Genomic DNA, 26,321 nt, shown 5'->3' on the forward strand with positions numbered 1-26,321 from the left:
TCCAATAGAAAGTTGTACTAAAACTGTCGTTACGCCAGTAAATCGAACACCTCGTGTAACGTCTCTTCGTAGAGGTGATCGCGCCCCATGATCTCTAACTCGTTGTGTAGCAGATCGCTTTCTTTATGGGTCGCTGCTATATTCACGGTTCGGGGGGGACGTGCGCTTCCAGGCACTTCGACAGAAGTGAGTACATGGTCATCATCATCGACCCGCTGGATCGTAAATGTGGCCTGTTTTCCGTTAATGCTACTGGTCATATGCACCATGCACAGGGTACCAGGAGCGGATTTCTGGAGTGGCCGTGGCCGAATCGTGATGCGGATCCCTCCCAGTGGCGCGCTGCTGCGTTTTCCACCAGCGGTTGTCAGTGGCTGCGTCACGACCTTCGCCATATTCCGTTCGGACATATGCCAGAAATAGGTTCCTGTCTCGTGATCAAGGTTCTTATCATCTGGATCTTCTGAGAGCTGCCAGCCCAGGCGCGTCTTGAGCCACGCGGCCAACAGTAGTGCGCGGATAGGATTCTTTGGATTCGAATGGTGATCGAGGGCCTGTGTGGAGGTGGCAACGGTATGCTCGATCAAGATAGAATCGACGCCCATCACGTAAGGACGATATTCCGCGATATCAAAGAACTGGGCAATTAATTCACGCCAGGGGGTCACACGTCCCCAGGTAAGGTCGCTGAGCGCGCAATGTGGCGACTTCTGTAGGATAGCAGAGGCATCCTGAATCTGCTCCTCTGGCTGTAAAAAATGGCTTGAATCGATAAGGACCCGATTACTGATATTGATCAAGCGATGAAAGATTTCATGGTCTTTGGGTAGATCATTTAGCCACCATAAATACACCGGAAGGTCAGGTTTTAATGTAGATTGCACAATATTATCTACATACTTGATGGCTGCGCCACTCACTGAGACAGTAACCTGCTCAAAGTGATGGCGCATGATATCTGAAATGATGGGGAAGGAACGCAGTGTGATCCAGGTCGCGACCTCGCTAGGAGCATCACTGCGCGTATCAAGGATTAAAAGGGTAACTCGTGCGATATGTGTACTGGATAAATCACGTAAAATGGCGCTAGCCCGGCGTGCTGACTCAATGTCCTGCGCGCAGATGACAAAGTTCAGCACACTGGTGCGTACATTCATATTCTGGCTGATTCGCATGTTATCGGACGCCAGGTGCCAGAGGGTCGACAATTCGCCTTCGACTTGTTCCTGGTTGACCTTTTTACCTGCCCAGGACAGCTGTTTTCTGGGGGTTGCGGAGTTATCCATTGCCATTCCTACACCCTTCATCATTGAACCTCGTTGTTCTAAAAGACGACATTGTGCTATCTCTGTTCTTTGCTTGCTCTCACTCTCGCTCTTATGGACGGCGCCAGCGGCGACCATCGCGCCAGATGAACTCGTCGGCGGCCTGCGGACCCCACGAACCGGATTCATACGTATGAACCGTGTCGCGTGGCGCGCTCTGCCATTCATCGAGAATGTTCTGCACAAACGACCAGGCGGCCTCTACTTCGTCGCGACGCGTGAAGAGCGTTGAGTCGCCATGCATCGAGTCGAGCAAGAGGCGCTCGTAAGCCTCTGGCTGTTCACGGACGAAGGATGAACCATAGAAAAAGTCCATGTTGACCGATCGAATCTGCATATCTGTGCCCGGAACTTTGGCGCCAAATTTGAGCGAAATGCCCTCATCTGGTTGGATGCGCAGCGTAAGGACGTTGGGTTCCACCTGTCCTTGCGTGTCATGATCCTTGAACAGCATGAGTGGCGGCTGCTTGAACTGGATAGCGATTTCACTCACACGCTTCGGCAAATGTTTGCCGGTGCGTAAGTAAAATGGTACCCCGGCCCAACGCCAGTTGTCAATAAACGTTTTTAGCGCAACATAGGTCTCCGTGGTTGATGTGGGTGAGACCCCCTGTTCCTGCAGATAACCAGGCACCTGTTTGCCACCAACCCAGCCCGGACCATACTGGGCGCGAATCGTGTTGCTCTGTACGTCACGTCCTACCAATGGTTGCAGGGCGTGCAGTACCTTTACCTTTTCGTCGCGCACAGAATTGCCGTCGAAGGCAATTGGTGGTTCCATCGCGACCAGTGTCAGCAACTGCAGCATGTGGTTCTGGATCATATCGCGAATGGCGCCCGATTCCTCGTAGTAGCCCGCGCGCCCTTCCAGGCCCAGATTCTCCGCCACCGTAATTTGAACATGATCAACATAACGGCGGTTCCAGACTGGCTCGAAGATGCCGTTGGCCAGGCGGAAGACCAGGATGTTCTGTACGGTCTCTTTACCCAGATAGTGGTCGATACGATAGATCTGCTCTTCTTTAAAGACCCTACCGATCTGGCGGTTCAGCTCACGTGCCGTGCCCAGATCGTGTCCAAATGGCTTTTCAACAATGATACGCGTCCAACCCTTACGGTTGCGGTTCAGGCCTGCCGCGCCCAGATTTTGAATGATCTCAGGATACTGGCTGGGTGGTGTGGACAGGTAGAAGATACGGTTCCCGCTGGTGCCACGCTCCTGATCGAGCTTGTTCAAGAGCTGATTAAGTTTTGTGTAACCCTCTGGATCATGAAAGTTTGACTGCAAGTAATGAATGCCAGATGCAAAGCTATCCCACACCTGGGGATTGACCGGCTTCTGGCGAGAATACTGATTAATAGACTCGAGGGCCTGCTGGCGGAATGTTTCGTCTGTATAAGGCCGTCGTGCGAACGCAACGACTGAGAAGCCCGCTGGTAATGGATGCTCTAGCGCCAGATTATAGAGGGCGGGAAGCAATTTTCGGTGTGTCAGGTCGCCCGTTGCACCGAAGATGACCATAACACAGGGTTCAAGGCTCTCTTTAATGCGTAATCCTTCACGAAAAGGATTAGGCGCCTCGACGACGCTACGCTGAGGCATGTGAAATCTCCTAATGACTTTTAGTTTCTTACAACTAATGACATGTTTTTAAAGGTGTGATGACTATTGTCTATTTTTGTGAGGGTAAGGCTACCCATCACGGGTCGCAAAGCCTCTACCATCGGTTTGCATGATACCATATTCACGTTGGAGCTGCGTTATTCTTACACATCCATCCTTATTTTATCATGCGATTACCCCTGCAATCTTGTCAACGTCAACGATACGTTGAATTGGCGTAATAAGACTGTATTTATACGACTCGATACCTATATCCTACCACGATCCATTGACGTTTTGTTGCGGAGCCAGGTCTAGCTGAATATTCTGTTGCTTATTTGGAACGCTCAGGAATATCTCCATCCCGCTACGTTTTCCGCGTAATCGGGATGGAGATATGATGGCGTTGTCTAAACGTTACAACAACTATCGAAACGCACCGGGCTAGTCGGCCATCTGGGATTCTTTGATAGCATTTTTCTTGCCATCGATCCCTTTGAACAGCTGATGGAAGGAGTCGGCGAACTTCTGTACGCCCTCATCCTGCAGCTGCTGGGTGACCTGCGCGTAGTGGACGCCCTTTTTCTCCAGGGCATCCAGGACAGCCTTGGAGCCGGGAATATCATCCTCAATGCTGTGGCGCACCTGGCCATGGTCGCGGAAGTTTTCGATGGTCTCCAACGGCATGGTGTCGACGGTATCCGGTCCAACCAGTTCCTCGGCGTACAGCACGTCGCGGTAGGCAGGATTCTTGGTGCTGGTACTGGCCCACAGCGGACGCTGCACATGGGCACCAGCCTCCTTGAGGGAATCGAAGCGTGGGGAGTAGAAGATGCGCTTGAAGTCCTGGTATACGACACGCGCATTGGCGATCGCGGCTTTTCCTTCCAGTGACTTCAACTCCTCTTTCTCGGCGCTATCGCTGCTCGCCTTGACCTTGTCTTCGAGCATCTTGTCAACCAGGGTATCTACGCGGCTGACGAAGAAGCTGGCCACCGAGGCAAGCTTGCTGATGTCCTCGTTGCGACCTTTGCGATCCTCAAGGGCACGGATATAGGCGTCGGCAACGTCGCGATAGGACTCCAGTGAAAAGATCAGGGTGACGTTGACATTGATGCCGTTGCGCAGCGTCTCGTAGATGGCCGGGATGCCCGCCGGGGTGGCTGGAATCTTGATCATCAGATTTGGACGCTCCACCATACCCCAGAAGCGCTTGGCCTCTGCGATGGTGCCCTCGGTATCGTTGGCCAGCTCAGGAGAGACCTCCAGGCTGACATAACCGTCCAGGCCATGGGTGCGATCGTAGATCGGGCGCAGCAGGTCGGCTACGGTGCGAATATCCTTGATTACAACAGCCTCATAGATCTCATTGGTACTCTTGCCCTCTTTGATCAACTGGCTGATCTGATCATCATAGGCATGCCCCGAGCTGATGGACTTCTCAAAGATGGTCGGGTTGGCGGTTACGCCAACAACGCCATCCTCAGCCAGCATTTTCTGAAACTGTCCCGAAGTCAGCTGAGAGCGATCGATATTGTCATACCAGACACTCTGACCCTGTGATTGCAATTGTGTTAAAGGATTTGCCATGGTATTGTACCTTCCTTTTCCTTATTGAACGTTTCTTCTTTATTTTTTCAATAGAGCTTTTGCTCTCGCGACGACATTCTCTACTGAGAAGCCAAATTCCTTGAAGAGGATTTTGGCCGGAGCGGAAGCCCCAAAGTGGTCCAGTGCAATGATGTCGCCATCCAGACCAACATAGCGCTCCCAGCCCTGCGTGCGGCCAGCTTCAATTGCTATACGGGTGCGAACGTTTCCTGGCAAGACCGCTGCCTTGTATTCCGCGCTCTGCTCTTCAAACAGTTCCCAGCTGGGCATACTTATTACACGGACAGCAACGCCATCCTGACGCAATTGTTTGGCGGCATCCAGTGCCAGTGAAACCTCGGAACCACTGGCCATCAGAATGAGATCTGGTGTTCCTTCGCTATCCACTAGCACGTATGCGCCCTTCGCAAGGTTACTTGCGGCGGGATATTCGCTGCGGTCGAGCGTTGGCAGATTCTGACGGGTTAGCGCCAGGGCGACCGGACCGTGATGGGTGATGGCGACACGCCAAGCCTCGGCTGTCTCGTTGGCATCGCCGGGACGAATCACGGTAACGCCCGGGATCGAGCGCAGGGCGGCCAGCTGTTCAACCGGCTCGTGGGTGGGACCATCCTCACCGACGCCGATGCTGTCATGGGTGAAGACATAAATGGTCTTGAGACCCATTAGAGAAGCCAGGCGGATCGGCGGGCGCATGTAGTCCGAGAAGATCAAGAAGGTCGCGCCGAAGGGGATCAGGCCACCGTAGAGGGACATCCCGTTGAGGATGCTGCCCATGGCGTGCTCGCGAATGCCAAAGTGCATGTTGCGACCGGACTCGCTGGCGCTGAAATCTCCCAGGCCCTTCATGTTGGTGTTGTTCGAAGGAGCCAGGTCGGCGGAACCACCGATCAGGTTTGGCAGATTGGGGGCGATAGCGTTGAGGGTTTTACCGCCAGCAACGCGGGTCGCGACCGCTTCACCAGCCGGGAAGTCGGGAATATCTTTATCCCAGCCCTCTGCCAGCTTACCACTCAACTCCCGCTCCCACTCGGCGGCCAGCTCGGGGAACTCGGCGCGATAGGCGTCGTATTCTTTCTGCCAGGCCTGCTCGTACTCCGCGCCGCGCTCAACGGCCTGCCGGAAGTAGTTCAGGGACTCCTCGGGGACGAAGAAGGGCTCTTCCGATGGCCAGCCCAGGTTGCGTTTGGTCAGTAGGACTTCCTCGGCGCCCAATGGCGCGCCGTGGGCATCGTGGCTCCCCTGCTTGTGGGGACTGCCATAGCCGATCTTGGATTTAACCACGATCAGCGAGGGGCGGTCGCTCTCAGCTTTAGCTACTTCGATGGACTGGTTGAGGGCCTGCAGGTCGTTGATGTCCGCGACGCGCTGAACATGCCAGCCGTAACTCTCAAAGCGAGCACCAACATTCTCGGTGAACGCGATGCTGGTATCTCCTTCGATGGTGATGTTGTTGTCGTCATAGAAGAAGATCAGCCTGCCCAGTTTGAGGGTGCCGGCCAGGGAAGCGGCTTCAGAGGAGATGCCCTCCTGCATGTCGCCGTCACCGGCGATGCCATAAATGTAGTGGTCGATGACTTCGTGACCAGGACGGTTGAAGCGGCTGGCCTGGAAGCGCTCCGCGATAGCCATGCCAACGGCGTTACCGATACCCTGGCCCAGCGGGCCTGTGGTGGTCTCGATGCCAGCGGTGTGACCATACTCGGGATGGCCCGGGGTCTTACTGCCCCACTGGCGGAAGTTCTTCAGCTCGTCCAGTGAAAGATCGTAGCCGGTCAGATACAGCAGACTGTACTGCAGCATTGATGCATGTCCAGCTGATAATACGAAGCGGTCGCGGTTCACCCAGTGTGGATTCTTCGGGTTGTGGCGCATGTGGCGTGTATAAAGTAAGTATGCTAAAGGGGCCAGCGCCATTGGGGTGCCGGGGTGCCCGGAATTTGCTTTCTGTACGCCGTCCATGGCTAGTGTGCGAATGGTGTTAATGCAGAGTTGTTCTAATGCTTGATTGTCTTCTTTAATAGATGTCGATGATTGGGTTGTCATTTATCCTCCCAAATTGGATTTTATTATTGTACACAGTACACTAACCATTCTTATGATACCACATTTTGATGGTTAGATGTTGGGATTGTGCGCGGAAAATATGTCCGAATGCGCAAAAAGCTAGGAATCTCGCCTGGCCTTCTGCTGCAATTCGTAGAGTTTGCTGATGGCCTCGATCGGCGTCAGTTCGTCAATGGCCAGTCCCTTGATCTCTTCAACCAGGGGATGGGTTTCCGGTTCCAGCAATGTCATCTGCCAGGCCACCGGCATCGTCATGTCGCGCATAGCTTTGCGCCGATGTTTGGCATCTCCTTTACGCTCTAATTCCTCCAGAATCTCCTCGGCCCGGTGGATGACCGGTCGAGGAATCCCGGCGAGCTGGGCTACGTGGATGCCGTAGCTTCTATCGGCCCCGCCAGGTACGATCTTACGTAAAAAGATGACCTGCCCGGCCTCCTCGGTGACGGCGACGTTCAGGCATTTGATGCGTGGCAAGAGCTGGGCGACCTCGACCAGTTCGTGGTAGTGGGTGGCGAAGAGGGTACGAGCCCCGCTACGCCTGTTGTTATGCAGATACTCGACCACGGCGCGCGCGATGGCCAGTCCGTCATAGGTACTGGTGCCGCGCCCGATCTCATCCAGGATGATCAGGCTGCGCGGTGTGGCGTGGTGCAGGATGTTGGCGGTCTCCACCATTTCAACCATGAAGGTACTCTGACCCGTCGCCAGGTCGTCCTGCGCGCCGATGCGTGTAAATATGCGATCAACGATCCCGATCGTGGCGGCCTCTGCCGGAACATAGCTGCCGATCTGGGCCATCAGAGTAATCAGCGCCACCTGACGCAGGTAGGTTGATTTACCGGCCATATTAGGACCCGTGATGATGCTGATCTGGGCCTCGTGGTTGGAGAGGTTGGCGTCATTGGGGATAAACGGCGTGTCCGCCTGGGCCTGCTCCACCACCGGATGCCGGCCGGCGACGATGTGGATGGCGTCCTCTTCGTTTAATACCGGTTGACAATAGCTGTGCCGGGCCGCTACTTCGGCCAGGCTCTGGTAGACGTCGATCTCGGCCAGTGCGTGGGCGGTGTCCAGGATGCGCTCGGCCGCGTGTTCAGCGATATCCGTCCTCAGCTGTACGAAGAACTCATTCTCCATCTTATTGACGCGTTCCTGCGAGTTCAGGATCAGGGTTTCGTATTCTTTGAGGTCCGGGGTAATGTAGCGCTCGGAATTGGTAAGTGTCTGTCTGCGAATATATTCCTGCGGGACGCGGTTGAGGTTGGAGGTGGTGACTTCGATGAAGTAGCCGGTCGCTTTGTTGAAGCCAACCTTGAGGTTGTTGATGCCGGTCCTCTTGCGCTCGCGCTGCTCCAGATCTGAGATCCATTTGCGGCCATTTTGTGACGCGTCGCGTAGCTGGTCGAGTTCGGCGCTGAAGCCGTGCCGCATGATGCCGCCTTCAGTGATGCTCAGGGGTGGCTCTTCGACGATGGCGCGCTCGATGAGCTCAATGATATCGGCGTTGTCCGCCAGGTGTTCAATGATGCGGTTCAGCGCGGGCTTGCTGGCGCTCTCTTCTTGCGTGAGGCAGTTGCGCACATCAGAGGCGGCGCGCAGACCGGCGGCCAGCGCCACCAGGTCTCGGGGAGAGGCGATGCGCTGCTTGACACGGTTAATCAGGCGTTCAATGTCGCCGGCTTTCTTGAGCCCCTCGGCTAGCCTGGCCTGCAACAGGGTATCGCCCAGCAGTTCGCCGATGGCCTCCTGCCGTTTGTTGAGGATGGTGATGTCCAGCAGCGGCTGACCGATCCAGCGTCGCAGCAGGCGTCCACCCATCGGGGTACGCGTGCGATCGAGCACCCAGAGCAATGAACCTTTGACCGAGCCGCCGCGCCCGGTTTCGAAGAGCTCCAGGTTGCGCCTTGTATAGGGATCGAGGGTCATAAAGCCATCAGTAAAGTAGGTCTCCAGCCCGTTGAGCTGCTGCAGGAGTCCCTTCTGGGTCTCCTGTACATAGGCCAGGATGGCGCCGGCGGCCCGGATCGCCAGCGGCAGGTGCGCGCAGCCAAAGCCTTCCAGGGAGGCCACGTCAAACTGTCGCAGCAGACGATGGCGGGCATCATCTTCGCTGAAATAACGGGTATCGTAGGGGGTAACGTGCCCGGCCACGCCGTCCAGCAATTTTGCCAGCGGGGCTACATCGTCCTCTTCATCATCCTCGATATCGGGAATGTTGGCATTAGGATTGCCGTTGCTGCCCACTTTGGTCACCTGCTTTTCATTCATGACGGCGGCCAGCCAGCGGCGCTTGCGCTGTCCCAGACGATTAAAATTGGCCTCGACCAGCACCTCCGCCGGACCCACGCGGGCGATCTCCTGCTGGGCCGCCAGGTCCGGCTCGCTGGAGCTAAACTGTGTGACCGCGAACTCGCCTGTGGTGATATCAACGTAGGCGATGCCGACCGCGTCGCGCCCCACGATAACAGACGCCAGAAAGTTATTGCGCTTGGCGGCCAGCATGGCCGGATCGATCACGGTACCGGGAGTAACGATGCGTACCACCTCGCGGTCCACCAATCCCTTGGACAAAGCTGGGTCGCTCGTCTGTTCACAGATCGCCACGCGATATCCTTTACCAACCAGCCGGGCGATATAACCATCAGCGGCGTGATGGGGGATGCCCGCCATGGGGGAGCGTTCGCCGCGGCCGAAGTCACGGCGCGTCAGGGCGATCTCAAGTTCCCGTGCCACGATCTCCGCGTCATCATCGAACATCTCATAAAAATCACCCATGCGAAAGAAAAGGATCGCGTCAGGATTTTGCTGCTTGATATTCAGGTATTGTGTGCGCACCGGGCTGTGGGCCGGGTTGGCTTTCTCATAATCTTCAAATAACACGTTAACTCTCCTAATACTTCACCCAAGTATCATAAACGTTTTTAGGAGCCATGGCAAATCCTCGCTGTTTCTTGACGATCTTTGCCTATTTTTCGCTCCCACAGCATGGTGCGTCCTCGCTCCAGCAGACGGCAATCTTTGGGCCGAGCATTGGCTGGCTCACCCTTCACGCGGGGGAAGGCGAGATATCCTGTGGAATAGATCGAGTTGATCTGCTTCACATAGCGGTCTTTCACACGCACGATGTCCCCCTTGCGAAAGCCATCGAGTTGGTCGTTGACTTGATAGCGAACACGGCCTTTGCCCTTTTGCGCCACATCCAGAAACCTCCGACGGGTCTGGCGCGGTCGGAAGGAAATGATGAAAAAGCGCGCTCGCTGATAGGGGACCCGTTCGCCAGTCGTGTAGGTGGCCAGGCAGAGGGCATCCGCATCATGCGCTTTGGGAAGCTGCTGGGCCTTGCGCCAGGTGGCCGTCTGGTAGCCAAAGAGCGTCGCGAGCCGTGTGCTCGCCCCAAGCATCGCATATAGATAGCTCTTGCCTTGCATGGTCCGCTGCGCAATCCGGTCGAGATGCCCACTCACCCCGGTCACGTGAAGCTTGAGCTTCCCTTGATGCAGCTTGTGATGGCAGTGCTCACACAGGGTCAACAGGTTGGAAAGCGTATCCTTGCCGCCATGCGCACGATACTGCACATGATGGGCTTGCAGGCGAACCTGTTTCTTGCGGCAGGATTGGCACTGGTACCCATCGCGCATCAGGCAGGCGATGCGCAGATTCTCATCGAGCCGGGTCGGATCTTGATATTGACTCCCCTGTAGGTGCGGGTTGTTGAGCCGAGCGATATCCACCTGCACATCCTCAACGATGATGGCGCTGATGGGGAGCGGAAGCATTCTCACCACGCGGATCACTTCCTCCACGTTGGTTTTGATCGTCGGGGGGATGCGCCCGCTCCGTTTGCTTGCGGCTCGATTGCGCCAGCGCGGTGGCCGGTGCCAGATGCGGTTCCGTCGACTGCGACGATGCGTTCGTCTGGCATCCATTTTGTCTGTGACATCGAGGCGATGGTGGATTTCCCCTGACAAGAGCACCTGCCCATTGCCAACGCAGGACAAGCCAGTGACATGGCTGCCCTTGTCGATGCCGACTGTGACCTGCTGGATATACTCTTCACAGTCCCAGAGCAGTTGAATGGTGAACGGGCACTGCTTGATGACCCTGGCCCGCTGGTCCCGCAGGAGTTTGCGGGCCTTGGCTGGCTTGCAGGGCATCAAGCATGCTCCATTCTGGTTGACGACGTAGACAAGTAAAGACGTCATAGCTGTAAGCTCTCCTTTCAGAGTGAGATGCTCCTCGCGGCTGTTCAAGAAGGTTTTTGCAGAAGCGACACCTTCGGCTTTCGCCTACCCTTAATCACTTCCCACAGAGCCTGAAGCTGGAACAACACTCCAGGGTGTGATGCTCTTCTTGAACTGCTGTCTGCCCAAGCAGTGACCCGCTGGTAGCTCCATGACCGCACGCATCAATGATTCGCTCGATTTTAGGAACTATATGCCTATTGCCGCATGCCGTCAATTTGCCCGACGGCAATGAGAAGGAAATGGGGTGGAAGCGCCCCTTTATTTGTACTGTATATTATGTAACAGATGATCCGTATTATCAGTAAGTCCAGCAATTGAATCCGTATCGGTGAAAGTGCTGCTGGACACCTGTATTATTTTTGTATTTGTATTGACGGCACCATTATAAAGGAGGTCGTGATGTTCTACCTCATACTGTTACTATTCTTATTGGTATGCGGGGGACTGGCAGTACTGACTATCTTGAATTTTACCACCCAGGTGCATATCGTGCTGTTTTCGTGGCAGTCACCTGACCTTCCCATTGGCATGTGGATCTTGCTGGCTTTCTTTCTGGGCGCGTTGCTGCTCTACCTGGTTTCTCTGGTATCAGCGTGGTCGGATAGGCGCAAGATTAAAAAGTTGCAACGGAATGTCGCTGAACTTCAGGAGCAACTGCTGGCTGCCAGGCGGCCCGTATCCATGCCGGGAATCTCTCCTGCTACCAGCAATCCAGATGTTATGCCTGGTCAGGCCATGCCAATGCCCACCGGCATTACTCCTCAGGATCGTCTACCGTCTCAGGAATCGACCTAGGGAGCGTTTGAGTAAGCCTCGCGGTTTGCCGTCTGTGGTGGCGTGAGGCTTTCTGCTGTTCTCCGCTGTTTGCTCCGGCTCTGGCTGATGATCGTGCTGTGTTTCCTCCGCTGCGGCTGGTTGTGCCGTTGACTGTCCATTCTGTGCCTCTTGATAGACATAGGGCCACTGTCCCTGCTGGACCGTCTCTTCTGCTGAGATGGGCTGCTCTACCGCGATAGGCTGTTGCTCCATCATCTCAACCTGTTCTGCTGCTTCCTCGTCTGGAAGGGACTCCTCCTCTTCTTCGAATTGCCCCTGCGACTCCTTCTCTGGAAATGTTTCTTCCTCTGTTTCTACCTGTTCTTGTGGCTCCTCATCTGGTAGCTGCTCCTCCAGCAGATTCTGTGCTGAAATTGGAGCTTCCGCTGTCTGTTCCTGCGCCGCTGTCTGTTTTTGCTCCTCTGGCGCTGCCTGTGCCTCTTCGGCTTCAGCCGGTTCCTGGCCTGATCCGGATGGCGGGGTATGAGCGTTTTCCGCCTCGCCTGGTATGGGCTGGTCAATTTCTACCGCGTCAGTTGTTGGTTCGTTCCGCAAGGACTCATGTGTATCTGTGGGAACGACATTCTGTTGAGGATCACCGGTGCCAGATGTGGCGGCTTCTTCATCCTGATCCGCTTCGCCGGCCATGCCAGGATGGAGCGGCATTAAGGCTTCGGATTGTGTTAGCACCTCGTCTGGACTGATCATCGGCAGTGGTTGGGTGATTCTGGCCCGCGGTCGAGCCGGGCTTTTCTCCTCGCCCTCCTCGCTCATCAACTTTTGCAGGAGTTGCGCCTCGGTGACGTCCGCGCTGTCGCTGGCGGCCGATGTGGTCTCCTGAGACTGCGGGGCTGCTGGCTGCTCGACATCAAAATATGTGCTCAGGCTGGCATCGTTCATGGACCACATCCATTCGTACGCGCCTTCCAGGGCATGTTCGCACCACTGGGCATAGTTTCCTCGAATGACATTGAGGGCCTCACAGCGCGCGAGGAGTTGCATGGTGTTGTCGAGCCATTCTTCACCGCGATCGAGCATGCGGTCGAGCAGGTCAACGTCATCAACCCCGTGAAAGCGCAACTGGGCGATGGCCGAAAGCGCGATGGCCGATGGCGCGATCAGCTGCATGCGAGCGGTGTTTTGCGCCTGCTTCTCGTGTAACGCCTGGAGCCCTTGCTTGATCTGTGTGACCCGCTGGCGATGGCGCCAGAGCTGATAGGCCTGGTAGAAATCATCGACTTCCGCGGCTGTGAGTTGCGAAAAGAGCTTGTCTATCTCCGCCTGTTGAATATGTGCGCCATGCTGGCTCTCGTCCTCTTTCATTCGCCCTGCCCCTCCTGTTTCGGTGCGGAATCTCTGGTGCGCTCCCCCCAGCGTTCAAACCAGCGCTCGACAAGCTGATTAGTACGGGTGCTTTGTTGATCGACGGGACTGGTGCCCGGGGCGCCCGTTGGGATCTCTTTATGCGCGTGGGCATTGCGTAGCCACCACGGGACCTTTAACTGTGGATCTGTCAGGCTATTGGCATCCATAAAGCCACTGCTACTGGTGGGGGTTAGACTGCTGTCAGAGCCAGTGGGAGCCGGTAATGGACGTGGGAGGGTCACGTTGTCATCCACGGGTTGCGCATCCCGGTTATCCAGCTGGGGCAACTGGTTCCAGGCGAAAAGAGCCGGTGAGGAGGCTCGCTGACCCACAGCGGCGGCCTCAGCCGCTGCTCCCTGACTATGAATCTGCTGGGCCTGTTGCAGGCCGATCAGTGCCTGGATAATGATGTTGTCTGCATAGCGTGTATCCCGTTCCAGGTGCTCTATCTCCATCTGGACGTGCGCAAGTTCTTGCTCAGATGCCTGGATCTGAGCGGTGAGCTGTTGATCAATTTCACGATAGAATAGCCATTCCCTATATTGACCCATTCCATTGTTCCTCTGCGGATGCTACAAAGACTATATCATGGGCAGTATAGCATGCGCCCAAAGTGTAGACAAGCAATGGCCGCTGTGTACCGGCGATGTCACTCAGGCTGGCACGTTGTCCCGCAACGATTATGCCAGGCTATGGAGGTGGCAGCAATCATCAGGAGTTCTGGATCTACACATAAGCGGCCCCTGCCTCGGTCGAGGCAGGGGCCGCTTATGTGTAGGGTTTAGTATGGTCCTTCGCGTTCTACCGCGGTGTTGTGGGAGATGCGCAATAGGATGCCGACGATGATGAAGTTAGCCAGGATAGCGTTACCACCATTGCTCAGGTAGGGCAGCGGAATACCGGTCAGCGGTAGCAGCTTGAGGTCTCCAGCGGTAATGATCAGGGTCTGCAGGGCAAAGATTGAGGTCAGTCCGGTGGCCAGCAACTTGCTGAAGGTATCGTTTGCCTCGGCCGCGATGCGGAATCCACGGTGCACGATCAGCAGGTAGATGCCGATAATCGCAAAGAGCCCCACCAGGCCAAACTCCTCGGCGTAGGCGGTAAAGGCCATGTCCGAGTCGATAACCGGCGTTCTCACAGGATAGCCTAGCCCTAATCCTGAGCCAAGAATGCCACCACTGGAGACATTTATGAGCCCCTGATAAACTTGCAGGCCTTGATTCGTTGCGAACGCGTCTTCCTTTGGTGTCAGATGGGTCCAGTCTGCCGGATTGAAAGCGACGGTCGCGAAACGGTTCTGCACATAGGGTAGGAGGGCATAGCCGATTGAAGCCAGGAGAACGAAGGCCAGTAAACTGACCAACACATATGATTTTTTGCCTGTGGCCACATAGGTCATGCATAAGAAAAGGCTATAGACCAGCATTGCCAGACCGAGCTCGCGTACGACGAGGAAGCTGAGCAGTCCAATGCCAAGCATGAAGAGCATTGGACCTAGCTGCCTGAGCGGCGGTAAGCGTAGCGGTCCCACCCGGTAGTGACCTTCCGCTAGAATATCGCGGTTATCGTTGAGGTAGCCCGCAAAGAAGATCGCCACACCGATTTTCAAGAATTCGGATGGCTGTAGCTTCAATGGCCCAAAACCGAGTACGTCACGACTAGGAGCGCCACTTTTGAAGGTGGTAATACCCTGGATAACACTAGGCAAGAGCACCGCGAAGCAGAAGAGGAGCCATGTATATTTATAGCGTGATAGCCAGGTGATGTTGCGCAGAATAAACATGGTACCCAGACAAATTACCAGTCCAAGCAAGACCCATAATAATTGTTTCGAGCCCAGATCAGGAATTGGCCCTACTTTAGGGGGAATATCAGGCCCCAACCTGGTCATCATGACTACACCCAGTCCACTCAGCAGGGCTACCAGGGGGAGCAGGACCTGATCAGCTTTGCGAAAGAAAATATTCAGGATGATATGTGCGACCAGAACGGCGGCGATAAAACCCAGGATAGGGATCAGGCCATCCAGAATGGGAAAGTTGCGCAGGTTATTGACCGTAGTGGTGTCGTTGCTGGATCTGATGATGAGCAGTTGCGACATCAAGAGCAGCAGGATCAACCCTGGAAGGACCAGCAGTCCCAGCTCTTTCCAGCGGTAGCGTCGGAGCACTCCTGATGTTTGTTGAGCCATTTGTGCCATGTATAAAAAACCTCTCAATAACTAGAAGCAGGAGTCGGTGCTTAATAAAGAAGTCGGATCAATTAAGGGAAGGCAACCAGAGCGGTTGCCTGTAGTTGAATTAATTATTGCGTGAGCTTGAACTGGATATAGCCGACGCGCACGATATCACCGGGGCGCGCGGGTACAGCTTCGCGAGCTGGCTGACTATTGACATACGTGCCGTTGACGCTGCCGGCATCCTGGATATACCATACGCCATTGCGGAACCACAGTCGCGAATGCTCCGACGAGATAAAGTTATCAGAAATTTGAATCGTATTAGTTGGACCACGCCCGATGGTGGTATTCTGATCCAGGTCAAAACGCATCCCCGGCTGTACTACCGTACTGGGGCCGCTATCTACCACGATCAGGTGGCCAAGGACGGCCTGTCGCCCCCCATCGGGGATGTCCCCCATGGCGGCCGTTTTGCGTAGATCGCGGGTAATCGCGATCACCACCTGCATCAAGAAAAGATAGAGCAGGACGATAAACAGGAGACGCAATATGAGTAAGAATACTGGTAGTTGCATAGGGCGAAGATCTCACCTTCTCTCGAAGTAAAAATCATAGCTGCCTATGGTGAACTGATCACCATTGCGCAGAATATGTTGGCGCATATGTGGCGTATTATTGATTGTAATTCCATTTGTACTGCCAAGATCAAAGATGGCAAAATGCCCATCCGGTTGATATTTAATTTGTGCATGATAGCGAGAGACGCGCTTGTCCTCAACAATGATATCATTGCTGAGTTGACGGCCGATATTGACCAGCGGCTTCTCGATGCGATAGGTCTGCTGACCTGCCTGCGGCAGACGGATCGTGAGCCAGGCCTGCGGCATAGGCGGCGCCTGGGGAGGGGTAGGTGGGACGGTGGGGGCAAGCCCTCCTGAATTGCCTTGATAGGCATAGCCCTGGTGGCCGGCTCCAGACCCTCTACCTTGTACACCATGGTTGGCCCCACTGCCCACGCCATCGATGCCGGGTAACATCTGTCCTTGCGCGAGTTGGTCGCGTATCTGGGCTAATTGTTCGGGGCTGAGCGCCTGGGTCGCTCCCAGGCCATTCGCCTGGTCGGCCTGTTCCGTGTCGATGCGTATCATACCCGGGCGCAAAGAGGTATCAGAGTGCAGACGGATGATCGGCACCGTCTTTAAGGTATAGTGTCTGCGCCTGGCGAACTCCACCAGGTGATTCTGCCAGTCGCGAGTGAGCGCGTTCTGGCCCGGTGCTATCTGCTGATGATCTTTCATGCTTAGATAGACATCATATACATTCGGCGACAGGCGCCGCCCCTCACCTTGCAGCATCGTATTGTCGTCCATCGCGCGCTCTAATTTGCGTGTGATCTCGATCGGCTCCATCTTGGATGGGAAGAGCCGATTGAAGGGACTCTCAATAACTCGCTGCATAAATGCTTCTAATTTTGCTAATGGGTTCTGGCGAGCGTTCAATGGCTCACCCTCCTGCTTGCTAAAATCTGCCGTGTTTGTTGCACATCCATAGAAATCTGGTTTTTCAAAGCATCAATTCCTGAAAAGCGTTGTTCTCCGCGTAGGCGTTCAATGAATTCGACGCGCAGATACTTATCGTAGAGATCCATTGTTACATCTAGCAGATGTACTTCTACAAGGCGTTCTTTTCCATTAAACGTAGGACGAATACCAATATTTATCACACCATTATAGACGGTAGAAGCTTCTACTGAGTCACCGCTGGCGTTGTCGTAAACTGTAACTCCTACTGCATATACGCCGTTGGGGGGAAGAAGTTTGTGTTTTTCTGGACGAATATTGGCGGTCGGGAAGCCCAGTAGCCTGCCGCGCTCGTCTCCATGCACGACTATGCCCCCAAGTACTAATGGGTGACCCAGCAACACGTTCGCCTCGGCGATCTGACCCTCACTGACTAAATTCCTGATACGGGTACTGCTGATGCGCGCCTGGCTATCTGTCTCCAGGCTTAATGCACGTACTTCTATACCGTGCTCCTGACCATATTGTTCAAGGAACTCGACATTGCCCATGCGCTTATGACCCAGGCTAAAGTCCGCGCCAACGATCAGTCCTCGTATAGTAAAACGGCTGCACAGGTTGTCCATGAAATCCTGGGCCGAGAGCGCCGCCACCTCGGGCGTAAAGTGCACGATGATCGAGTCCGCCACCTTGCCATATTCACGGGCCAGGGAGAGTTTTTCTTCCAGGGTCGTGAGATATAAAATATTCATGTTTGGGCGCACCACCATCAATGTATGGGGCGCGAAGGTGACCATAACTGGCGTACACTGCAGCTTCTCCGCCATGGCGCGCAGCTCGTGTAAGAGTCGCTGATGTCCAAGGTGGATGCCATCAAAATTGCCAATCGTGATCGCGATTGGTGTGTTTTCTGATAGGGTTGTCTGGTATTCAGTCATTTTTGTAGAGGCCCTCTTCTATTCTTGCCTTGCTTTGCCTTGCCTTGGAGGTACCTGTTCCTTGTTATTCTTTCGTTTATAGTACCACAGCCGGTGCATACCCGCAATAAAAGTAGGATAATGCAGGACTGTGCTGTTTGGGGCCGCTTGCTGCGGCCCCAAACAGCACAGTCCTGCTTCTTTGTTGGGGTTCGCCGCCTGCGGCGGCGGGGAGGGAGAGAGAAAGAAGTGCTGGGGGACACCCCCAGACCCCCGGCAGGAGGGCTGGCCGCCCTCCGGCACCACCCGCTTTTGGGAGGGAAAGCCGAAGGGGGCGATGAATCGTAGGTGCCAGGCTTGCCCTGGCTTGGAGCCCCGTGACCCGGTACCCAGGCGGCCACGCTCCAATAAACACGCGGCTGGTGCCCGAGAAAGGTTGGAAAGAATGAACTTGCCCTGGCTTGGAGCCCCGCGACACGGTACCCAGGCGGCCACGCTCCAATAAATACGTGGCCTTCCTTTTTATTTTAAAGGAGGACTTTTTTGGGTTTCCATTGGTGGGTGGTGGGGTCCCAGGTGGCGATGGCGAGGAACTGGTTGGTGTGGGCGTAGACGCGTGCGAGGCTGGCCTGCTCGGCGTCGACGGCGTTGGGATAGTTGAAGGCGTTGCCGTGCGTTACGCGTTGCGTCTGGGCTTCGTCCAGATACAGGGCGGGATAGCTCTGGAGGGCGAAGTCGGCGGGGAAGAGGTGTTGCTGCAGGGTTCCCTGCTCCTGGGCCTCGGCGAGCTGTTCTAGCGTGATGCTGTCGGCCAGTACGAAAGGACCACTGCGGGTGCGTACCAGGCCGGTCAGGTAGGCGCCACAGCCCAGGTATTCGCCCAGGTCATAGGCCAGGGAGCGGATATAGGTACCCTTGCTGCATTCGATCGACAGCGTGAGGTGTGGGTTGTCACAGGATAGGATGGTGAGGGACTGGATTTCGACGCTGCGCGCCTCCATCGTGATCTCCTCCCCGGCTCGCGCCAGCTTGTAGGCTGGCTGCCCCTGGATCTTGATGGCGGAATAGCGTGGCGGCATTTGTTGTTGAGCTCCCAGAAAATGGGGGAGCACGGCCTCGATCTGATCGCGTGTGAGCCCAGAGGTATCGGCCGTGCGCAGCACGACGCCTTCGGCATCGTAAGTATCGGTGACGGTGCCGAAGGTGATGATGGCCTGGTACGCCTTGCCGCTCTCGCTCAGGTATTCCGCGACCCGGGTGCCCTGACCGACGCAGATCGGGAGGACGCCGCTGGCTTCGGGGTCCAGAGTGCCGGTGTGCCCGACACGTTTTTGCTTGAGCAGCCTGCGCACCTTCGCCACCACGTCGTGTGATGTCATATGCAGGGCTTTATGGATGTTCAGAATTCCGTCCACTACGCTCTATCACTCCGCTTTCTGTTACTGGTTGAGGACCTTGTGTGGTAGTCGATCCGTTTCGCGCATCTCGCGCTCGATCTCGGCGATTACCAGGGGAATGGCCTCCTGGATGGGGAGAGCGATAGTCGCCCCCGCCGCCCGGGGATGTCCGCCGCCGCCCAGGCGCATACAGACCGCCGCCACGTTGTATGGCTCGTTGCTGCGCAGGCTGACGCGGGTAACGGTCGGATCGCCATAGTTTTTGAAAAACGCGGCCACCTCTACACCCTCGATGTCGCGCAGCATGCCGGAGGCGTTGGTATCCATATCGTCCGTCGCTCCCGTCGCCGCCAGGGTCTCATCCGTAGCGAAGGACCAGATCACGCGTCCGTCGGCGGAGGCCTGGATATTATTGATGGCGGCGGCCGTGAAGCGCATCTGAGCCAGAGGATGGGTGCGGAAAATAGGTTTCACGATCGGTTCTGGACTGGCCCCCGCTGCGAGCAGGACGGCGCCTACCATCATGGTACGGGCGCTGGTGCTGGGATACTGGAATGAGCCCGTATCGGTAATAAGGCCGGTGAGCAGGCAGACGGCCGCATCCTTTGTTAGTGTCAGGCCGGCCTGTTGCTGGAAGAGCACGATCAATTCGGTAGTTGAGGCCGCGCCCGGCTCGATAATGTTGACCTGTCCACAGCCGATGCTGCTGATATGGTGGTCGATATTGAGGATTGTCGCCTGATCCAGGAAGGCTTTGTGCCGCTCGTAGAGCGCGCCATAGCGGCTCAGCTCACCGGCATCCAGCGCGATCACCAGGTCAAAGCGCTCATCACCCAGGCTGTTCTGTAGCTCCTCCACACCCGGTAAAAACTTGAATGAGTGTGGGGCCGGATCGGCACAGGCGGGCACACAGACCTTACCCTGCTGGCGCAGGATGTGGGCGAAACCAAGAATGGCGCCCAGGCAGTCCCCATCGGGATGCTCGTGGGCGAGCAAGGCGATGCGTTGTGCCCGCCCAATCAAGCGTATGGCCTGTTCCACCTGGGTTGGTGAGAGTTGTTTTGCCAGCGCTGACGTATCTAGAGAAAAGGATTCGTTCATTCACCCTCTTTTACGTTGGTTGGTTCACCAACGTTGTTCTGCTCTGTATTTGCCTTCTCACGATCCTCTTGCTCAACCTGGTTGATCAGACTCAGGATGCGTGCGCCCTCTTCGATCGAGGTGTCCAGTTTAAAGGATAGCTCGGGCATGTAGCGCAAGGTGAGTCGCGACGCCATCTCGTGGCGTAGGAAACCACTGGCATTCTTCAAACCCTGCATGGTGGCCTTCTGATCTTCGGGCGTTCCCATTACGCTGACGAATACTTTGGCGTGACGCAGATCGCCACTGACCTCGACGCGTGTAATGCTGGCGAAACCCACTCTGGGATCTTTGAGGCGGGTGCGAATCAGCTCGCTGAGGTCCGCCGTCATCAGCTCGCCCAATTTTTCCTGCCTATGTGTATTCGGCATACTCTTTCCCCTTAACAGCATTGAAGTGGCCACCTATCCCTTTATGAGACGGGTGACCACTTCAAATTGCGTTATTTATGCTCCTGGTGTCACACGTTCCTGTGAGAATGCCTCGATTATATCACCAACTTCATATCCGTTGAAATCTTCGAGGAGGATACCGCATTCGTATCCAGTAAGCACTTCACGTACATCATCTTTACCACGGCGTAGCGAGGCCACTTTCCCGTCAAAGACCTTCTCGCCTTTACGCATCAGACGCACCTGTGAGCCACGGGTGATACGACCATCCGTGACGCGGCAGCCCGCGATGATGGTCTTACCGGCCTTAAAGGTCTGCATGATTTCGGCATGTCCGTCGATCACTTCGCGGTAGGTTGGCTCAAGCATACCAACCAGGGCGGCCTGGATGTCCTCAATCAGCTTATAGATGATGTTGTAGTAGCGAATATCAACGCCTTCACGCTGGGCCTCACGGGCGCCTGCGCCGTCTGCCTTCACGTTAAAGCCGATGATAATCGCGCCTGAAGCGGCGGCCAGGTGGACGTCGGTCTCACTGATATTACCAATGCCCTCGCGGATCAGGCGTACCTTCAGGTTTTCTTCGCTCAGCTTCGACAGGGCGCCCTTGATGGCCTCCAGTGAGCCCTGTACATCACTCTTGATGACCACGTTGAGCTCTTTGACCGTGCCTTCCTGCATCTGCATGTAGAGCGTATCCAGGCTGACCTGGCCCAGAGGCATCGCCTCGTCCTCGCGCTTCTCCGCTTCGCTCTCGGCTTGCTGCTTGGCGGTGCGCTCATCTGGCGCGACCTCCAGACGATCACCTGCGTTTGGCACTTCTGGTAGACCCAGGATGCTGACAGGTGTGCTGGGGGTAGCCTTCTGGATGCGCTTGCCACGGTCGTTGAACATAGCGCGTACCTTACCGGAGATCGAGCCGACCACGATATTGTCGCCCATCTTCAGGGTACCCTGCTGGACCAGTACGGTGGCAATGGCGCCACTGTTCTTTTCCAGGCGGGCCTCGATGATGACGCCGGTCGCCAGGCGATTCGGATTGGCCTTGATGTCCTGTACCTCGGCCACCAGCAAGATGTAGTCGAGGAGTTCATCGATGCCTTCGCCGCGCCGCGCGGATATCGGCACACAGACGATGTCACCACCATATTCCTCGATGACCAGACCGATCTCGGCCAGCTGCTGCTTGACGCGATCGGGATTGGCGTTGGCTTTATCTATTTTGTTGAGGGCGATAATGATCGGCACCTTCGCCGCGCGCGCATGGTCGATGGCTTCGCGGGTCTGTGGCATCACGCCGTCGTCAGCGGCCACCACAATGATGGCGATATGTGTGACCTGGGCACCGCGTGCGCGCATGGCCGTAAAGGCTTCGTGACCCGGAGTATCCAGGAAGGTGATCTTCTTGCCGTTGACCTCAACCTGGTACGCGCCAATGTGCTGGGTGATACCACCCGCCTCACCGGCGGCTACCTTGGTCTTTCTGATCATGTCCAGCAGTGACGTCTTACCATGGTCAACGTGACCCATGATCGTGACCACGGGTGGAATGGTGACCATGTTCTCGTCATCGCGCGTGGCCAGCATGGCTTCGTTGGCCGAGAGCGGACGCTCGCTGCGAACCGCGGGGCTCTCGGTCGCCGCCGCCGGGCTGGGCTCGAATCCCAGGTCGGTCGCGACCAGGGCTGCTTTGTCATAATCAACCACCTGGTTAATGCTGGCAAAGATGGCATGCTTGTTAATGAGATCACGAATGATCTCGATCGGTGAGACGCTCAGCATCTCGGCCAGGTCTTTGACCACGATCTGCGGTGGCAGAGAGACGGGTCCGGTCGGTTTTTCCTTCACAGGTGCCGCCGGACGACGCTCCTGCGTACGCTGGGCCGTCGGACGCCCATTGTTGGGGCGACGATTGTTATTGCCACCTGGTCGGTTATTGCCGCCTGGGCGGTTAGTGTTGGGGCGGGATGGGCCTCCCGGTGTGCGTTGCGGGGCCGCATTCTCGCGGGCACGCTCTCGCTCACGATCCCTGTCGCGGTCTCTATCTCTGTCCCGCTCACGCTCTGGTGGACGTGGCGCGACGGCCGCGTTATTCATCGGAGGGCGTGGACCACCGGCGTTACCGCCACGATAAGGTGGGCGATTGCCGCCGGGGCCGGCGGGACGTGCTGGCCCGGAACCGGCGGGTCGAGGACCATTGCCTGGACCACCATACTGGCGTGGTCCTGGTGCTTGCGAGTTTGGATTGCGATTGTAGCCACCGGGGCGTGGCCCTCCCTGACCACCAGCGTTGTTGGGTCGATGGCCCTGGTTATATGTTGATGGGCGCGGCGACTGCTGATGTTGCTGGTCGGCTCCATCGTGTTGTTGTGTTGTTGTGGCATTAGGATTTGGCGTGGTACGACGTCGAGGCGCGGGCCTGGTCTCCTGGTCCTGGCTGCCTGTTGCCTGGTTTTCTGGTTTGGGGCGAGCGGCTGGTCTTGGCTTCTGGGCTGTAGGTTTGTTCTGTGCCTGCTCTGTGCCCTCTGGAAGTTCTGATATATCTCTCATGAAGAAGACTCCCTTTCTTAATCAGATGTTGCGCCATAAGTGGCGGCGGAATCTCTCTTCACAGCCATAAAAAAGGTCTGTCCCCTGTTCCTGATAAACAGGAAAAAAGGCGACAGATCCTCGTTGGTGCAGTGCCAGGCGAATAAGCAGTCTGCGCTCTCTGACGTAGAGGCAGCTATGGTTTATATAATCATAGCTAATTGCTCCGCAAACATTCGCTTACAGCTGCCCTGTATACGAGGGGCTGTGTCTCTTTCAAGAGTAGAGAAAAAACGAAACATTGTTCAATCCTCATCTAACCCGTAGATCAGATGCCAGTATTGAAAACTCTATCTCCCCAACGGAGATAGTGACAATAATACATACCAGTTCTCAGTATAGCTTACTGAATAGATCATTGCAATATCATGCCGCTTGCTTAAAAGCTGAGTTTAGCCAATTTGTCGCGTGAATTTATGAATTGGTCTCAACTGCCTTCTTGCGGCTGGCTGGTACTTTTATGGCCCTGGCCTCAGATGGTCGGGGGTCATCTGGTGGCAGGGTCGCCATGTAATCTTCCAGGGCGGCCCGATCTTCAGCCGAGATCGCGGTTTCGAATACCTGTTCGAGGCGGTGCTCTTTGAATGCTTTCTGCCAGCAGGATAGCCTGGCGCAGAGATAGGCTCCACGCCCCGACTTTTTGCCGGTGGCATCGATGAGCACCTGGCCCTCGGGAGTACGAACGACACGCAATAGTTCGCGCTTCGGCTTGTTTTCTCGGCAGGCGATACACGTACGCAATGGCAGATGCTTCTGACGTTGAGGTTGTTTTTTAGCTGCTTTCACGCTACGCTTCCTCCTCCCTTAATCTCGATCGTACTCATTATATCCTGAATGGCTATGGCGGCTACCGCGCTCACGTCCTCCACGCCGCGAGTTGTTGTCTCGCTCGTGACGACCTCCGGAGCGTTCTGAACGTTCACGGCGGCCATAGGAACCGCCAGATGACGTTTCCGCCATCTCGCTGACGGGCTGCTCCTCGAATACCTCACCTTCAGCCGGCTTGGTGACGTCCACACGCCAGCCGGTTAGCTTGGCCGCCAGGCGGGCGTTTTGTCCATCTTTACCAATTGCCAGTGAAAGTTGTTTCTCCGCTACAGTAACCAGTGCCGTGTGATCCTCTTCGCGTAGCTCAACCTTCAATGGTTTGACCGGGCTCAAAGAATTGGCGACAAAGGTAGCTGGATCAGGACTCCACTGGATGATATCAATTTTCTCGTCGTGGAGTTCGCGTACAATATTATTGATGCGCGAACCGCGCACACCCACGCAGGATCCGATAGGATCGAGCCCTTCCTGGCGCGCGACTACGGCCACCTTTGAACGGCTACCGGGTTCGCGGGCGATGGCTTTGATCTCCACGGTCCCTTCGTAGATCTCTGGCACTTCAGATTCGAACAGGCGCCTGACGAGATCGCGATGGGTGCGTGAGACCAGAATCTGCAACATGCGACCCTGCACGCGGCGCACATCATAGACCAGCACGCGTAGGCGCTGACCTACTTTATTGTGCTCGGTTGCAACCTCTTCGCTGGGTGGCATAAACCCCTCAACTTTATCGACCTGGTCCAGGTCAAAGTCCAACAGCCAGCCACGGACAGGATCTTTACGGGTCAGGGTGCCCAGGCGGATTTCACCCACCCAGTTCTTAATCTGGTCGTAGAGGTGTTCGTGTTCCGCTTCGCGGATACGCTGTAAAATGACCTGTTTGGCCGTCTGTGTCGGGATGCGTGCGAAGATAAACGATGAGTCAACATCCACAAATTGCCCGAGAGCCGCGTTCGGAATGAGACGCTGTGCTTCTGCCAGAGAGATCTCTTCGTTGGGGTCTTTCACCTGGGTCACCACTTTTTTTGATGCCCATACGTGCACCTCCCCGTTTTTATCCACTTCGATGCGAACGTTCTCGCCACCGCCGAAGCTTTTACGGTAAGCTGCTAATAGGGCAGTGGCTACGGTCTCCATTACCACTTCGCGGGGTAGTCCCTTTTCGGCAATTAGTTGTGCGATAGCCGCCTGAAATTCGCTCCTCATATGCCTGCTCCTCCCGCTGGCGCCCGGTAATAACTACATCATTTTTTCGAGTGCAAAAGAAAAAAGTCTCTGGCAAACAGAAAAGTGGGGCCTGCCCACTTTTCTTTAAATGTTTACTCAATTCTGTTGCTATTATATCACGGAATTTGCTGTATGTAAATGAGATTACAAGCTCGCAACATCCCTGGAGATAAGCGTGAATGACTATTATAGCATTTTTTTTGCACTTGTTGTTTGGAGCACGAGAGCAGTAGATTGTTCTGTTCAGGCTTTGTGCTTTTTGCTCCTCGTGGTGTTAGCGAACGTGGGCACCTCCGCACGAGTGTCCGCTACGCGGCCGCACATGTTTTGTGTGGTGGTGCAGCCGGGCGCATCTGCGCCTGGCTGCACCACCACACAAAAAACTGTAGAGCATCGCAGGTGCGAAAGCTGACGAAATAAATTACCCTTGGATGAGATGGCTCAGGGTGTTGTGCGTAGACCGGTCCAGTAGAGGGCCGGTTTCAATACATCATTGATATGTTCTACACTGTGCTGATAGGTCTTGGTTACCGCCCAGCGTAGCGTGACCTCTCCCCATACGGTGGCTCGCCTGTCTTCCCATATGTCCGCGTCGATCTCCTGGAGCAACGCTATCTGTATTGTGCGCTGTGTTTGAAAATGCTTGAGCGCCGCCTGAATATCGGGCTGCTGCAACCAGGCTTCCTCTTCGTCCTGTGTCAGGGTCTCAAACGCCGCATAGCGTTCGATCAAAACATCGTCCTGCCTGGCATATAGGGCGCGGTCGGTCAGCCATAGCCGCATATTGGGAAGCACCACCTTCTCCTCTTGAAAGCGCAGGTGGAAGATTATGCGGGCCACCGACCAACTCTCAGGCCGATGGGGTGGGACGCTGTTGAGCTTCTCGACTGCTATCTGCTGCGTCGCCCAGATGAAGTCGTTGCAGCTATGCTGTAATAGCCGGGTAAAATGCTGTACATAATCCATAACATTTTTTCCTATAGTTTATTTCGTCGTGCCGCTCAGGTTATAGCGTGCCGTATACCGGCGACAACCTACCGATATGATAAAACATTTGCATAAGGTTATCCTGGGTCGTATATGCTATACTTCTATATAGAC

Annotated in this window: 20 protein-coding genes; 1 reads left to right on the plus strand and 19 read right to left on the minus strand. The window is 55.5% G+C overall.

What is annotated here, in order from left to right:
• Positions 1-29 precede the first annotated feature (29 nt).
• The 6 genes from AABA21_RS30330 to iscB form a co-directional block, all read right to left on the minus strand.
• Positions 30-1,292, minus strand: a complete 1,263-nt coding sequence (locus AABA21_RS30330) for a glucose-6-phosphate dehydrogenase assembly protein OpcA (protein ID WP_338255999.1) — start codon at positions 1,290-1,292, stop codon at positions 30-32.
• Positions 1,293-1,377: 85 nt separating this feature from the next.
• On the minus strand, positions 1,378-2,928 hold the full coding sequence (gene zwf / locus AABA21_RS30335; protein WP_338256001.1) for a glucose-6-phosphate dehydrogenase: 1,551 nt from the start codon (positions 2,926-2,928) through the stop codon (positions 1,378-1,380).
• A gap of 444 nt (positions 2,929-3,372) precedes the next feature.
• On the minus strand, positions 3,373-4,518 hold the full coding sequence (gene tal, locus AABA21_RS30340) for a transaldolase (RefSeq protein ID WP_338256003.1): 1,146 nt from the start codon (positions 4,516-4,518) through the stop codon (positions 3,373-3,375).
• Positions 4,519-4,557: 39 nt separating this feature from the next.
• Entirely contained in the window at positions 4,558-6,585 is a 2,028-nt protein-coding gene (gene tkt, locus AABA21_RS30345; protein ID WP_338256004.1) for a transketolase, read from the minus strand.
• Positions 6,586-6,705: 120 nt separating this feature from the next.
• Positions 6,706-9,486, minus strand: a complete 2,781-nt coding sequence (gene mutS, locus AABA21_RS30350; RefSeq protein ID WP_338256006.1) for a DNA mismatch repair protein MutS — start codon at positions 9,484-9,486, stop codon at positions 6,706-6,708.
• A gap of 41 nt (positions 9,487-9,527) precedes the next feature.
• A complete protein-coding gene (iscB, locus tag AABA21_RS30355) occupies positions 9,528-10,808 on the minus strand; it encodes an RNA-guided endonuclease IscB (RefSeq protein WP_338256008.1) in 1,281 nt (426 codons plus the stop codon).
• Between the two features lie 441 nt (positions 10,809-11,249).
• Here iscB and AABA21_RS30360 point away from each other — a divergent pair, with 441 nt between their 5' ends.
• Positions 11,250-11,645: a lipopolysaccharide assembly protein LapA domain-containing protein gene (locus tag AABA21_RS30360; RefSeq protein WP_338256009.1), complete on the plus strand. Its 396-nt coding sequence runs from the start codon at positions 11,250-11,252 to the stop codon at positions 11,643-11,645.
• Here the strand turns inward: AABA21_RS30360 and AABA21_RS30365 are convergent.
• The 13 genes from AABA21_RS30365 to AABA21_RS30425 all read right to left on the minus strand — a co-directional run bounded on the left by AABA21_RS30365 (position 11,622) and on the right by AABA21_RS30425 (position 26,186).
• Positions 11,622-12,989 carry a hypothetical protein gene (locus tag AABA21_RS30365; protein ID WP_338256011.1) on the minus strand — a complete coding sequence of 456 codons (1,368 nt, stop codon included), beginning with the start codon at positions 12,987-12,989 and terminating at the stop codon, positions 11,622-11,624. The two genes, AABA21_RS30360 and AABA21_RS30365, sit on opposite strands and share 24 nt — an antisense overlap.
• Positions 12,986-13,582, minus strand: coding sequence for a hypothetical protein (locus AABA21_RS30370; protein ID WP_338256014.1), 597 nt, complete (start codon positions 13,580-13,582; stop codon positions 12,986-12,988). Before AABA21_RS30370 ends, AABA21_RS30365 begins: the two co-directional genes overlap by 4 nt.
• Before the next feature lie 230 nt (positions 13,583-13,812).
• Positions 13,813-15,231, minus strand: a complete 1,419-nt coding sequence (locus tag AABA21_RS30375) for an FtsW/RodA/SpoVE family cell cycle protein (RefSeq protein WP_338256015.1) — start codon at positions 15,229-15,231, stop codon at positions 13,813-13,815.
• 104 nt (positions 15,232-15,335) lie between these two features.
• Complete coding sequence (locus AABA21_RS30380; protein WP_338256016.1) at positions 15,336-15,785, minus strand: FHA domain-containing protein; 450 nt, start codon at positions 15,783-15,785, stop codon at positions 15,336-15,338.
• A 12-nt stretch (positions 15,786-15,797) separates the two neighbouring features.
• Positions 15,798-16,709 carry a DUF3662 and FHA domain-containing protein gene (locus tag AABA21_RS30385; RefSeq protein ID WP_338256018.1) on the minus strand — a complete coding sequence of 304 codons (912 nt, stop codon included), beginning with the start codon at positions 16,707-16,709 and terminating at the stop codon, positions 15,798-15,800.
• Positions 16,706-17,668, minus strand: coding sequence for a bifunctional riboflavin kinase/FAD synthetase (locus AABA21_RS30390; protein ID WP_338256020.1), 963 nt, complete (start codon positions 17,666-17,668; stop codon positions 16,706-16,708). The genes AABA21_RS30385 and AABA21_RS30390 overlap by 4 nt, the downstream gene beginning before the upstream one ends.
• 506 nt (positions 17,669-18,174) lie before the next feature.
• Positions 18,175-19,062 (minus strand): tRNA pseudouridine(55) synthase TruB, encoded by an 888-nt coding sequence (gene truB, locus AABA21_RS30395; RefSeq protein ID WP_338256021.1) that lies wholly within the window; start codon positions 19,060-19,062, stop codon positions 18,175-18,177.
• Between the two features lie 24 nt (positions 19,063-19,086).
• The gene (locus AABA21_RS30400; RefSeq protein WP_338256022.1) at positions 19,087-20,145 is read right to left on the minus strand and encodes a DHH family phosphoesterase; all 1,059 of its coding nucleotides are present in this window, start codon (positions 20,143-20,145) and stop codon (positions 19,087-19,089) included.
• On the minus strand, positions 20,142-20,555 hold the full coding sequence (rbfA, locus tag AABA21_RS30405; protein ID WP_338256023.1) for a 30S ribosome-binding factor RbfA: 414 nt from the start codon (positions 20,553-20,555) through the stop codon (positions 20,142-20,144). The genes AABA21_RS30400 and rbfA overlap by 4 nt, the downstream gene beginning before the upstream one ends.
• A gap of 75 nt (positions 20,556-20,630) precedes the next feature.
• Complete coding sequence (gene infB, locus AABA21_RS30410) at positions 20,631-23,126, minus strand: translation initiation factor IF-2 (RefSeq protein WP_338256024.1); 2,496 nt, start codon at positions 23,124-23,126, stop codon at positions 20,631-20,633.
• A gap of 453 nt (positions 23,127-23,579) precedes the next feature.
• Positions 23,580-23,951, minus strand: coding sequence for an RNase P modulator RnpM (rnpM, locus tag AABA21_RS30415; protein WP_338256026.1), 372 nt, complete (start codon positions 23,949-23,951; stop codon positions 23,580-23,582).
• Positions 23,952-23,969: 18 nt separating this feature from the next.
• Positions 23,970-25,199 (minus strand): transcription termination factor NusA, encoded by a 1,230-nt coding sequence (gene nusA / locus AABA21_RS30420; RefSeq protein ID WP_338256027.1) that lies wholly within the window; start codon positions 25,197-25,199, stop codon positions 23,970-23,972.
• Positions 25,200-25,661: 462 nt separating this feature from the next.
• On the minus strand, positions 25,662-26,186 hold the full coding sequence (locus tag AABA21_RS30425; RefSeq protein ID WP_338256028.1) for a DinB family protein: 525 nt from the start codon (positions 26,184-26,186) through the stop codon (positions 25,662-25,664).
• Positions 26,187-26,321: the final 135 nt, after the last annotated feature.

The sequence above is a fragment of the Dictyobacter halimunensis genome (assembly GCF_036245075.1).